The sequence below is a fragment of the Haemophilus haemolyticus genome (assembly GCF_001008275.1).
GTDB lineage: Bacteria > Pseudomonadota > Gammaproteobacteria > Enterobacterales > Pasteurellaceae > Haemophilus > Haemophilus haemolyticus_P.
This window is the reverse complement of sequence record NZ_LCTH01000022.1, coordinates 89552-101132: the sequence shown is the minus strand read 5'-3', so window position 1 is coordinate 101132 and position 11581 is coordinate 89552. Positions and strand designations below refer to the sequence as shown.

At 39.2% G+C, this 11581-nt stretch carries 13 protein-coding genes and 1 riboswitch; of the genes, 8 read left to right on the top strand and 5 right to left on the bottom strand.

Annotated features, from left to right (window positions below; all coding sequences use genetic code 11):
- Window positions 1-182: 182 nt before the first annotated feature.
- The 5 genes from rlmD to epmB form a co-directional block, all read right to left on the bottom strand.
- Entirely contained in the window at window positions 183-1496 is a 1314-nt protein-coding gene (rlmD, locus tag AAX15_RS03325; protein ID WP_046939135.1) for a 23S rRNA (uracil(1939)-C(5))-methyltransferase RlmD, read from the bottom strand.
- The gene (gene recO, locus AAX15_RS03320; protein ID WP_046939134.1) at window positions 1496-2206 is read right to left on the bottom strand and encodes a DNA repair protein RecO; all 711 of its coding nucleotides are present in this window, start codon (window positions 2204-2206) and stop codon (window positions 1496-1498) included. Before recO ends, rlmD begins: the two co-directional genes overlap by 1 nt.
- Before the next feature lie 2 nt (window positions 2207-2208).
- Window positions 2209-2613 (bottom strand): hypothetical protein, encoded by a 405-nt coding sequence (locus tag AAX15_RS03315; protein ID WP_046939133.1) that lies wholly within the window; start codon window positions 2611-2613, stop codon window positions 2209-2211.
- A 47-nt stretch (window positions 2614-2660) separates the two neighbouring features.
- Window positions 2661-4007, bottom strand: coding sequence for an opacity-associated protein OapA (gene oapA / locus AAX15_RS03310; RefSeq protein ID WP_046939132.1), 1347 nt, complete (start codon window positions 4005-4007; stop codon window positions 2661-2663).
- Between the two features lie 84 nt (window positions 4008-4091).
- Window positions 4092-5108 carry an EF-P beta-lysylation protein EpmB gene (gene epmB, locus AAX15_RS03305; RefSeq protein ID WP_046939131.1) on the bottom strand — a complete coding sequence of 339 codons (1017 nt, stop codon included), beginning with the start codon at window positions 5106-5108 and terminating at the stop codon, window positions 4092-4094.
- 37 nt (window positions 5109-5145) lie between these two features.
- Here epmB and efp point away from each other — a divergent pair, with 37 nt between their 5' ends.
- From efp to thiE, 8 genes are all read left to right on the top strand, one after another.
- A complete protein-coding gene (gene efp, locus AAX15_RS03300) occupies window positions 5146-5712 on the top strand; it encodes an elongation factor P (RefSeq protein WP_005635150.1) in 567 nt (188 codons plus the stop codon).
- 215 nt (window positions 5713-5927) lie between these two features.
- A riboswitch (TPP riboswitch) is annotated at window positions 5928-6019 on the top strand.
- Between the two features lie 74 nt (window positions 6020-6093).
- The gene (locus AAX15_RS03295; protein ID WP_046939130.1) at window positions 6094-6819 is read left to right on the top strand and encodes an ABC transporter ATP-binding protein; all 726 of its coding nucleotides are present in this window, start codon (window positions 6094-6096) and stop codon (window positions 6817-6819) included.
- Entirely contained in the window at window positions 6816-7553 is a 738-nt protein-coding gene (locus AAX15_RS03290; protein WP_046939129.1) for an ABC transporter permease, read from the top strand. Before AAX15_RS03295 ends, AAX15_RS03290 begins: the two co-directional genes overlap by 4 nt.
- 25 nt (window positions 7554-7578) lie before the next feature.
- Window positions 7579-8523, top strand: a complete 945-nt coding sequence (locus tag AAX15_RS03285) for an ABC transporter substrate-binding protein (protein WP_046939128.1) — start codon at window positions 7579-7581, stop codon at window positions 8521-8523.
- A gap of 9 nt (window positions 8524-8532) precedes the next feature.
- Window positions 8533-9180 (top strand): thiaminase II, encoded by a 648-nt coding sequence (gene tenA, locus AAX15_RS03280; RefSeq protein ID WP_046939127.1) that lies wholly within the window; start codon window positions 8533-8535, stop codon window positions 9178-9180.
- A gap of 15 nt (window positions 9181-9195) precedes the next feature.
- Window positions 9196-9990, top strand: a complete 795-nt coding sequence (thiM, locus tag AAX15_RS03275; RefSeq protein ID WP_046939126.1) for a hydroxyethylthiazole kinase — start codon at window positions 9196-9198, stop codon at window positions 9988-9990.
- Window positions 9983-10792: a bifunctional hydroxymethylpyrimidine kinase/phosphomethylpyrimidine kinase gene (gene thiD / locus AAX15_RS03270; protein WP_046939125.1), complete on the top strand. Its 810-nt coding sequence runs from the start codon at window positions 9983-9985 to the stop codon at window positions 10790-10792. Before thiM ends, thiD begins: the two co-directional genes overlap by 8 nt.
- A 10-nt stretch (window positions 10793-10802) precedes the next feature.
- Window positions 10803-11483, top strand: a complete 681-nt coding sequence (thiE, locus tag AAX15_RS03265) for a thiamine phosphate synthase (RefSeq protein ID WP_046939124.1) — start codon at window positions 10803-10805, stop codon at window positions 11481-11483.
- Window positions 11484-11581: the final 98 nt, after the last annotated feature.

Here is an 11581-nt window from a genome sequence, read left to right as displayed (position 1 = left end):
CTTGCTCAGTAACAACTGTCTTTAACAACAATTTTTAAATTAGCGAATGGATTGAAGTGTTTCAGCAAGCAAATTAATTCAGCAGACAGAAGAAATTAATAGCAAAGGATGGGAACTTAGGGGACTTCCTACCTACCATTGAAATCAATGATATTTCGGTGGATTAGAAAGCCCACTCTACGTTATTTTCCAAACAACGTTATCGATTCCAAATGCCCAGTATGAGGGAACATATCTATCACCGCACTTTTTTCAATCTTGTAGCCAAAATCGCGTAAAATTTCCGCATCACGCACTAATGTTGCAGGATTACAAGACACATATAAAATTTTCTCAGCTTTCAGCTCGCATAACGCATTTAACGCGAACGCTGCACCACTGCGTGGAGGATCAAGCAAAATTTTATTGAACGACTGACGTGCCCAAGGTTGTTCAACAAAGGATTGGTCAAGATCGGCTTGGAAAAATTCAATATTCTTGATTTGGTTTCTTGCGGCATTTTGCGCCGCTTTTTGGACCATTTCAAAAACGCCTTCAATTCCTACCGCACTTTTCACGCGTTTGGCGAGAGGAAGCGTAAAATTTCCCATGCCGCAAAATAAATCTAACACACAATCCTGTTGGCTCAATTCAAGCCAATCCAATGCTGTATTGACCATGCGTTCATTTAATGCACGATTTACTTGGATAAAATCACGAATATCAAAATGTAATTTTATGCCATCAGAAAATTGATAATAAGGTGAATCGCCATGGATTTGTTCAATGCCTTCATCACTTTGTAAAAACAACATTAACTTTTCTTGTTCAGCAAATTTAAGCAATAAAGTGCGGTCAATTTCCGCAAGGTTTTTCGTGTAACGTAACAACATTGTGATGCCATTATCGGCAGCCACAAGTTCAATATGTCCAAGCTGTTTCGGTGCAGAGAATTGTTCTAAAAGTGCGGTTAATTTAGGCAGTAAATAATTAATTGCAGGTTCTGCCACTTCGCAAGATTGAACGGGTATTAAATCATTGGCATTTTTCTGACGAAAGCCCATTTCGATTTGTTTTGTGTTTGGATTAAACCATAAACTCAAACGCACACGACGGCGATATGCCCAAGCATCGCCACAAATCATAGGTTGGAATGAAATCGGTTCTGACTGTAATTTGCTTAATCGTTTAAACAATGCAGATTCTTTCGCTTTCCTCTGCATTTCAATAGGAATATGTTGCCCTTGGCAACCACCACAACGCATAAAATGAGCACATTTAGGTTCTAAACGTTCAGGGCTTTTTACTCGACATTTTTTTGCCGTAGCATGCCCATATTGGCGTTTATCTTCCAGAATCCGACATTCCACTTTTTCGTGCGGAAGCGCATTTTCAATAAACCAAGTTTTACCATTAATTTTCGCTACGCCTAAACCTTGATAATCTAAATCAAGAATATCAGCCGTAATGGTTTGAACATTTTTTGTTTTTTGCTTTGGGGTATAAAGAAGAACCATTATTTTAAAAGTAAAATATTTTGAGTGAATAATTCTCGGCTTTTTAAGGGTTTATCACCAAGATAAGGTTTCAGTGCAATACGCGTAAAACGTTTTGCTGCTTGACGTACCGCATTATCAGAAAAATCGAGGGCTTCAAAGGCTAACAAGTCTCTTCCGTAAAAAGTGAGATTATCTTTCACTAAGGATGCGATGAAACCTTTTTCCTCACGATAACGATATGTCATTGAGAAATCGATTGGCTCGCCAGAACCCGCACAATGAAGAAAATCCACGCCGTAACCGAGAATTTGTAAAAGTTGAAATTCAAAAAGACGCAAAGTTGGCTCAACGTTGGTTTCAGTTGCCAAGCCTGTTAAGCATTTTAAATAATGTTGAAACAGCGAAGGATTCGGCGTTTCAGGCTCAATGACTCGAGTCAATAACTCATTCACATAAAAACCGCTATAAAGTGCGGTTTGTTGTAAAGGAAGTGTAATTGCGGCGGGTTCAGCTTTAGTGAGGGTTTTCAATGAGCTTTTTCCCGTCCAACGCAACAATAAAGGTGTGAAAGGTTGCAAAACCGACTTCCAAGATGAACGCTTTGCTCGTGCGCCCTTGGCGATCACGGTTAAACGACCACTTTCTTCAGTAAACAAATCGACTAAAAGACTCGTTTCACTATAAGGGCGACGATGAAGAATAAAGCCTCGTTGGAGTTCGGTTTGCACAATTAATTACCGGATAAACGCTCTACGGGTTGTAATACACATTGTTCCGCTAAAATTTCACCTAAATTAGTTTTTAGCACACTGAAATCCTCGCGCTCTTGCCACGTCCAACGAATATTGCCGTAATTTTTACCGCGCTCAGAAATCATTAATGTCAATTTTTCTGACATAGAATTAAAGGTCACCGTAATGTGATGCAATGATTTTTTACGTTTTTTTTGAGTGGAATGAACAATACGAACTTGCTTGTCATCTTTACACAAATAAACCTTAGCCTCACCTTTTTGCAAAGCCTTATCTACTTTTTCCACCTGCATCTTTTGCGGCTCTGGCTTCTTTGGTAAACCACTTTGAGCACAACCTACTAGGCAAAGTGCGGTTAAAATTAGAAACGTTTTTTTAAACATAAAATCCTACTTGCAAAAGAAAAATGGGCGATTGCTCGCCCTAAAAATTATTTTTTATATTCATAAGAACCATCAGGCTGACGAACAAATCGCGCACCGTTAGATAAACGCATTTCATTTACTCGCCCTTGGCTATTTACGGATACTGCAACTTTATCACCTGGTTTAAAGCTACTTAAAACATTTCCAGCGCCCGCTGCTTTACTCATTGCATTAACATCCGAAATATTAAGTTGATTGTCACGGAATACTTGCATAAGAGAAACGCCTTTAGGCACAGTTAATGTTTTCGCCGATGCAGTTGGTGCTGCTTTCGTTGCAGGTTTTGCATCAACAATTTGAACTTTAGTTTCTTTTTTAACTTGAATCGGTTTGGCTTCAACAATTGGTGCTTTTCCTGCTGTTTTAGCGACGGTTTGTTCAGTTGCTTTTGCTGGTACATGTGCTTTTTCAGCAACCTTCACTTCTTTCTTCGCGACATCTTTATGTGCAACTTGTTGTTCTACTACTTTTTTCACTGGTTGAACTGGAGCTACAACAGTTGGCGCTTTTGGCTGTTCCGCTTGAGCTTGTTGAGCTTGAGTTTGTGATTGCTCAGGTTGAGCTGCTTGCATAGGTTTAGCTGAAGCTGAATCCATTGTATTGGAGGTTTGAGCTGGAGCTTGAGCCATGTTTTGTGGAGCAGCCATGTTTTCTGCAGGTTGATTTTGAGCAGTCGCACTATTAGCCGATTCATCTGCTTTTGGCGCATTTTCAGGTTGGTTAGCTTGCTCTGCAGCCATCTGATTTTGTGCAGGAGGATTATCTAAAATCGTGGTTTCAACTGGTTGATTTTGATCTAAAGATTGGAACTGCACTGGGATTTCATTGCTGTTAGATTGAGTGAAAGACTCAACGGTGTCAGAACTTGGTTTTAATGCAAAGAAAATAATTAATAAAATGACCAACGCCAAAATAGCCATAAATAAACGGCGATGTTTTGCTGGTAATACTTGCAACACTTTCCATTTTTCTGGTTGACTTAAAGTACGTTTTTCCGCTTGCTCAACAGTTTCTGTGGCAATCGTTTCAGTTTTAATTTCTTCTTCAACAGCAGATATTGTCTCTTCTGAAGATACAGTCTGAATAACTGGCTCTTGTTCTGTTCTCAATGTTTCGCTAGAAATAAAAGGCGCGCTTTCTTGAGCTGGAGTATGGCCAAAAGTGGGTTCTTTACGCTCATGAAAATTTGTTTCTACATGATCTTTTTTAGCAAATAAACCTTTTGCTTTATCAAAAATTGACTCGCTAGGTTGCACCACTTTCTTTGGTGTAATTGGCTCAACTTGATTAAGACCTAAATCTAATTCATCTTGAGATGATTGTTCATTTTGATTTTTATTCATAGAATCCACTGGATTACTCCTGATACTTGTTGTTATTCATGTTAATTAGCCGCGGAAGTGCGGCGAAAAAATTAGCCGATATTTTATCGGATCTTATTCCGCGTATAAAGTCTTATTTGGTTCGCCGGCAATTTCTCGTGCGAGTTTGGGAACAAGATAGCCAGATGTAAGAGATTGCAAGGTTTTATAAATTTGCATAGCCTCGATATCGCTAATCAAAAAATGGCTCGCCCCTTGCACTTTATCTAGCAAATGCAAGTAATAAGGCAAAATTCCGGTTTGGAAAAGTTTATCACTCAATATTTTTAGAATTTGTGCGTCATCATTCACGCTTTTTAGCAAAACGGATTGATTCAAAAGCGTGACATTCACGGCTTTTAATTTTTGCATCGCATTAGCAAAAATTTGATCAATTTCATTTGGGTGATTAATGTGTGTCACCATAACTGTTTGCAAACGAGTTTCTGCTAATAAAGTACAGAACTCATCAGTAATCCGTTGCGGAATTACAACAGGCAAACGGGTGTGAATACGCAAACGTTGTAAGTGCGGTATGTTTTCCAAATGTTTTATTAACCACGCTAATTCATGATCTTTCGCCATTAAAGGATCGCCTCCTGAAAAAATCACTTCTTCAATTTCAGGATGCACCGCAATGTAATCTAATGCTAGTTGCCAGCTTTTTTTATTCCCTGGGTTTTCGTCGTAAGGAAAATGTCGGCGGAAGCAATAACGACAATTCACCGCACAACCGCCCTTCGCCATAAAGAGCAAGCGGTTTTGATATTTATGAAGAATATTTGGCACGGCATTGGTATTTTTTTCTTCTAAGGGATCCGTACTAAATCCTTCGGCTTGTACAAACTCTAGATCAGAACACATCACTTGCAAGAAAAGAGGATCTTGCGGATTACCTTTTTCTATTTTATCAATGAAAGGTTGTGGTACGCGAAGCGAAAAAAGTTTCCGCGCAGCAATAGATTGCTCAAAATCATCTTCTGGTAAATTTAAGGCTTTTAGCAATAATTTAGGATCTGAAATCGCATTTTTTAGAATTGTGAGCCAATTTTGTTCTTCTCTAATGACGGGTTCTTGGGTTAAAATACGCACTTTTCAAACCATCTCTAATTTTTAGGATATTAAAAATATGGCTACATATACTACCAGTGATTTCAAACCAGGTCTAAAATTTATGCAAGACGGTGAACCTTGCGTAATCGTTGAAAATGAATTCGTAAAACCGGGTAAAGGTCAAGCTTTCACCCGTACTCGTATTCGTAAATTAATTTCAGGCAAAGTATTAGACGTAAACTTCAAATCTGGTACTTCGGTTGAAGCTGCTGATGTTATGGATCTTAACTTAACTTATTCATACAAAGACGATGCATTCTGGTACTTCATGCACCCAGAAACATTTGAACAATACTCTGCTGATGCAAAAGCTGTAGGTGATGCAGAAAAATGGTTATTAGACCAAGCAGATTGTATCGTGACTTTATGGAATGGTGCGCCAATTACTGTTACTCCACCAAACTTTGTTGAATTAGAAATCGTCGATACAGACCCAGGTCTTAAAGGCGATACAGCAGGTACTGGCGGTAAACCAGCAACATTAAGCACTGGCGCAGTAGTAAAAGTACCTCTTTTCGTTCAAATCGGTGAAGTAATCAAAGTAGATACTCGTTCTGGCGAATACGTATCTCGCGTAAAATAATCATTTAGATAAAAAAGTGCGGTTAATTTCCACGGTATTATTTAGAAATAGTGTAAATATCTAAAATGGATAAAGCCGCATTCAATTTCAATGCCTTTCCGAAGTATAAAATCGGAAAGGCATTTTTTATAAATTTAGTTTTTCTAAAAAATCATAAATCAAAGCCAATAAAATTCAGCCTTGTTTTATTTTTCATTGCAGTATAGAATTTTTCCTACTTTTAGTCGGGGTGCCACAAGATGGCTGAGATGATACCCGTGAACCTGAAACAGTTAGCACTGACGTAGGAAACTAATATGCCAAAATATTTTCTCATTCTTCATACCTATTTTCATTCCTTTTCTGTCGTTACCTTTAGTCATTAATCCTTAGGTTAATGCGATGATGCATATTCAGGATCTTAGTCTTGCTTTTGGAGAGCAAGTACTATTTGAACACCTTGATTTAACCCTTTTACCGAATGAATGGGTCAGTTTACTTGGCTGCTCTGGTGTAGGTAAATCAACGCTTTTGAGATTAATTGCAGGGCTTGATACACAGGGAAAAGTTCAAGGCAATATTATCTCTCATCCAAATATTCGAGTGGCTTGGCTTCCACAAAAAGATACCCTTTATCCTTGGCTTTCAATTGTTGATAACGTCCAATTAGAAAACGTACTATTTGGGAATAAATCTGCAAAAACAACTCTTCAAGCAAAAGCACTACTTGAACAAGTAGGCATGTCAGAACATCTGCATAAAAACTGTGCTCAATTATCTGGAGGGCAAAAACAAAGAGTGGCTCTCGCTCGAGTATTAATGCAAAACGCTGATTTAATTTTACTTGATGAACCATTCTCTGCCCTTGATGCGATTAGTCGTTACCAATTACAAAACTTGACCTATGAACTATTAAAAGATAAATCAGTGTTATTAGTTACCCATGATCCTCAAGAAGCATTACGCTTAAGCCAACGTATTTTTGTATTACGTTCACCGCAGCCTAATCAATCAGCATTATCCGATGTCATAAAACCTGAAGGTAACGCACCGCGAGAACTTAACCAAGAAAATTTGTGGATGCTTCAACAGCAATTATTGAACGAGTTATTAGAGGGAAAAAGATGAAACTTAGCCTTCTTAAACCGCCCTTTATTGGAATTATATTGCTGTGTCTTTGGCAAATTATTGGTGTATTCGGTGATTTTCCCCATTACATATTTCCTTCTCCACAAGCTGTATGGCGGCAATTAACTTCTCATTCAGAACTACTTTGGCAACATACACTAATCACCTTAATTGAAATTGGCTTAGGGCTGTTACTAGGTTTTCTTTTTGGATTGTCATCAGCCCTGTTACTCTCTTTTTCACCTAAAACATCGTCCTTACTGTTACCGGTTTTAGTGATTTCTCAAGCGATTCCTGTTTTTGCTATCGCCCCGATACTAGTACTTTGGCTAGGTTATGGAATGCCATCAAAAATTGTTATGGCTATTCTCATTATCTATTTCCCTGTAACTGCAGCTTGTTACGATGGCTTGCGCAACACGCCTAAAGCTTGGATTGATCTCGCCAAAACGTTCAATCCTTCCCCTTTGCGTTTATTACTCAAAGTGCGATTACCTGCTGCATTGCCTGCATTTGCATCAGGCTTTCGTATTGCCGTTTCAGTCGCCCTAATTGGCGCTGTAATCGGAGAATGGGTAGGTTCATCAGAAGGGCTTGGCTATTTAATGATCCATGCCAACGCTCGTATGCAGGTAGATTTAATGTTTGCCGCATTGCTGATCTTAGTGGCAATTTCACTTTGTTTATATTTCAGCATTGATTGGCTACTACGCCGTTTTATTTGGCACGTTTAACACTTCATGACAAAAGGAGACAAAAATGAAGAAAATCATCCGTTATTTCAGTATTTTAATTGGACTCACCGCCAGTTTTACCAGCTTGGCAAAAGAGAAAATTAGCTTAATGCTTGATTGGTATGTGAACCCTGATCACGCCGCAATCATTGTGGCGCAACAAAAAGGCTTTTTTGAAAAAAATAACTTAGACGTCGAAATTATCGAACCAGCCGATCCATCATTACCGCCTAAATTAGTTGCAGCAGGAAAAGTGGATTTAGCCATTAATTATCAACCTCAACTTTATCAACAAGTCGCAGAAGGATTGCCTTTAGTGCGTGTAGGCTCTCTGATTTCCAGCCCATTAAATAGCGTAGTAGTACTCAAAAATAGCAAGATCAAAACGCTTGCCGATCTGAAAGGGAAAAAAGTAGGCTATTCCGTCAGTGGCTTTGAGGATGTATTACTCGATACCATGCTCCACGCCATCGGACTCAGCAACCAAGACGTAAAATTGGTGAATGTGAATTGGTCGCTTTCTCCTTCTCTTTTAACAGGGCAAGTCGATGCGGTCATCGGGGCATTTCGTAATTTCGAACTCAATCAAATCCACTTAGAAAAACAAGAAGGCGTGGCATTTTTCCCAGAACAATATGGTGTGCCGGTTTATGATGAATTGATTTTAGTCGCAAACAAAAACAATCTTGCCTCTAAAAAAATTTCCGCTTTTTTGACCGCACTTGAACAAGCCACAGCCTATCTACAAAGCCATCCAGGTGAAGCATGGCAAGCATTTGTGAACCATAAGCCAAAAGAACTCAATACAGAATTAAATCAATTAGCGTGGAAAGACACCTTGCCTTTATTAGCAACGAAACCTCGTCAATTGGATGCCAAACGTTATCAACAAATGGCAGAATTTATGCATCAAAAAGGCTTGATTCCAAAAGCACTTGAATTGAAAGACTATGCTGTCGAATTACAGTAAGGGAAAATGATGATCAACCAACTCATTCAGCAAGCGCAACCTTATTGGAAGCAATATGTTGAGCATGAATTTGTGCAACAACTTGCAAAAGGCACCTTGCCAAAAGCTTGTTTTCAACACTATTTAAAACAAGATTACATCTATCTTTTCCATTACAGTCGTGCTTTTGCTTTGGGTGTGTTCAAGGCAAGAAATTTTGCCGAAATGGACATGCCGCGTAAAACGCTCGACATTCTTTGCCAAGAAATCCAATTACATTTGGATTACTGCCAACAATGGGAAATAAGTGAACTGGAAATATTCCAAACACCAGAAAGTGCGGCATGTATTTCCTATACTCGTTACCTGCTTGATTGTGGAATGATGGGCGGCTTACCAGAGCTATATGCAGCTGTTACGCCTTGTGCTTTAGGTTACGCACAAGTCGCCCGCTACATCACAGAAAATTATCCAAAACTACCAAGCAATCCTTATCAAGCATGGATTGACGCATACTCGGCACCAGAATATCAACAAGCCGCACAAGAAACTGTTGATTTTCTTACCGCACTTTGTGAGCCACTTAATGATTCTCAAATAGCTAATATCCAACAGATTTTTACCACAGCCACTCGAATGGAAATCGGATTTTGGCAAATGGGATTAGATTTAGCATAAAAATGGAGGGGTAAAATGAAAGCAGTTTATTTATCAAAAATTCGTGACCAAAATCCGTTGATTCATAATATTACCAATATTGTTGCGGCAAATTTTAGTGCCAATGGTCTACTTGCTTTGGGTGCATCACCGTTGATGTCTGCTAATATTGAAGAAATGATTGAACTACCAAAAATCAGCCAAGCATTAGTCATCAATATCGGGACAGTCATTGGTCAAGAGCGAGATGCCATGTTACTAGCGGGTAAAACAGCGAATTCAATAGGTATTCCTGTGGTGCTTGATCCTGTTGGAGTAGGCGCGACTAGCTACCGACGCGAAACTATCCGTCAATTATTGGCTGAAGTGAAATTTACCTTAATCCGAGGTAACGCGGGTGAACTTGCAGCAATTGCAGGTGCAAACTGGCAAGCAAAAGGCGTCGATGCAGGACAAGGAAAAACAAATCTACAAGAGGTTGCTCAACGTGTTGCACAACGCTATGGATGTACGGTGCTAATTAGTGGCGAGGTCGATATTATCAGTGATGGTCAGCAAACTGCCACAATCCATAACGGTACGCCGCTATTTCCAAAAGTCACCGCATCGGGTTGTTTATTAAGTGCAGTATGCGCAGCATTTTTAGCCGTTGATGAAGGTAAACATTTTTCAGCAACACTCGAAGCTTGTGCTGCTTACACCATTGCAGGAGAGATTGCGGCTAAAAACTTAACCACACAAGTTGGGCAGTTCCAAATTCGCTTACTTGATGAATTGTCTGCTTTAACACCTAATGTAATAGAACAAAATGCGGAGGTGAAATATGTCTAACATCGCACAAGTATTGACTATTGCTGGTTCTGACAGCGGTGGTGGAGCTGGAATTCAAGCCGATCTCAAAACCTTTCAAATGCAGGGTGTTTTTGGCACTTCAGTGATTACTGCAGTCACTGCTCAAAACACACTTGGCGTATTTGATATTCACCCAATTCCACTGAACACGATTCAAGCACAACTGGAAGCGGTCAAAAATGACTTTCAGATTGTAAGTGCCAAAATTGGTATGCTTGGCACAGCAGATATTATTGAATGTGTTGCTGATTTTTTAAGTCATCGTCCATTTGGCACATTAGTGGTTGATCCCGTGATGATTGCGAAAGGTGGGACGCCTTTATTGCAACAACAAGCGGTTTCCGCATTAAGCAAATATTTATTGCCACTTGCCGATGTGATTACACCTAATATTCCCGAAGCAGAAGCTTTAACAGGCATCAAAATTTCTGATACAGCCAGCATTCAACAAGCCGCGTTAGACTTGCAAAAACAAGGCGCAAAAAATGTGATTATTAAAGGTGGACATTCGCTCAATTCACAAAGCCAGCAATGCCAAGATTGGATCCTTTTACAAAATGGGGAGCATCTTGTTTTAGAAAGCCCACGTTTCGATACACCACATACTCACGGCACAGGCTGTACTTTTTCAGCTTGCTTAACAGCAGAATTAGCCAAAGGCGCGCCATTAAAAAGTGCGGTAAAAACTGCTAAAGATTTTATTACGGCAGCCATCTCTCACCCATTGAATATTGGTCATGGACATGGACCAACAAATCATTGGGCTTACAGTCGCCTTTAAGGATTGAAAGATGAAAAATATTCAAGAAATTTTACCGCTCTATTTTGTAGCAGGCACACAAGATTGCCGACATTTAGGTGATAATCCAGCAGATAACTTGCTTTCTGTTCTTAAACAAGCTTTAGAAGGTGGCATTACCTGTTTTCAATTTCGCGATAAAGGCAAATTCTCATTAGAAAATTCACTAGATGAACAACGAGCCTTAGCTATTAAGTGTCGAGACTTATGCCGCCAATATAATGTGCCATTTATTGTTGATGACAATGTTGATTTAGCATTGGAAATTGAAGCGGATGGAATTCATGTTGGACAAAGCGATACGCCTGTAAAAACGATTCGAGCAAAAACTAATAAACCACTGATTATTGGTTGGTCAATTAACCGCTTAGATGAAGCAAAAATCGGTGAGGAAATAGCTGAAATTGATTATTTTGGTGTTGGCCCAATTTTCACGACCCAGTCAAAAGAGAATCCTTCCCCGACCCTAGGAATAGAATTTATTCAAACTTTGAGAAATGAAGGTATTACCAAACCTCTTGTGGCGATTGGCGGGGTAAAACTAGAACATGTGAAAACTTTACGGAAATATGGTGCTGATGGTGTTGCTGTAATCACAGCCATAACTCAGTCAAATGATATAAAATCAGCAACGCAAGCTTTAAAGGAAGAAAATAATGCAGCCAACTTATAATCAAAATAAAAGACAAGCAATTGTCATAGGGCAAAATTTAGGAGCCCATAATTTTATTTAATATAGAGTAATTTCAAGCGGTTAAATCTTTATATCAG

What these genes read in the sequence shown, in the direction of transcription:
- AAX15_RS03315 (WP_046939133.1), bottom strand. Translation starts at nt 2,613, where the DNA reads ATGTTTAAAAAAACGTTTCTAATTTTAACCGCACTTTGCCTAGTAGGT.
- efp (WP_005635150.1), top strand. Translation starts at nt 5,146, where the DNA reads ATGGCTACATATACTACCAGTGATTTCAAACCAGGTCTAAAATTTATG.
- thiD (WP_046939125.1), top strand. Translation starts at nt 9,983, where the DNA reads ATGTCTAACATCGCACAAGTATTGACTATTGCTGGTTCTGACAGCGGT.
- rlmD (WP_046939135.1), bottom strand. Translation starts at nt 1,496, where the DNA reads ATGGTTCTTCTTTATACCCCAAAGCAAAAAACAAAAAATGTTCAAACC.
- thiE (WP_046939124.1), top strand. Translation starts at nt 10,803, where the DNA reads ATGAAAAATATTCAAGAAATTTTACCGCTCTATTTTGTAGCAGGCACA.
- AAX15_RS03290 (WP_046939129.1), top strand. Translation starts at nt 6,816, where the DNA reads ATGAAACTTAGCCTTCTTAAACCGCCCTTTATTGGAATTATATTGCTG.
- tenA (WP_046939127.1), top strand. Translation starts at nt 8,533, where the DNA reads ATGATCAACCAACTCATTCAGCAAGCGCAACCTTATTGGAAGCAATAT.
- AAX15_RS03295 (WP_046939130.1), top strand. Translation starts at nt 6,094, where the DNA reads ATGATGCATATTCAGGATCTTAGTCTTGCTTTTGGAGAGCAAGTACTA.
- thiM (WP_046939126.1), top strand. Translation starts at nt 9,196, where the DNA reads ATGAAAGCAGTTTATTTATCAAAAATTCGTGACCAAAATCCGTTGATT.
- AAX15_RS03285 (WP_046939128.1), top strand. Translation starts at nt 7,579, where the DNA reads ATGAAGAAAATCATCCGTTATTTCAGTATTTTAATTGGACTCACCGCC.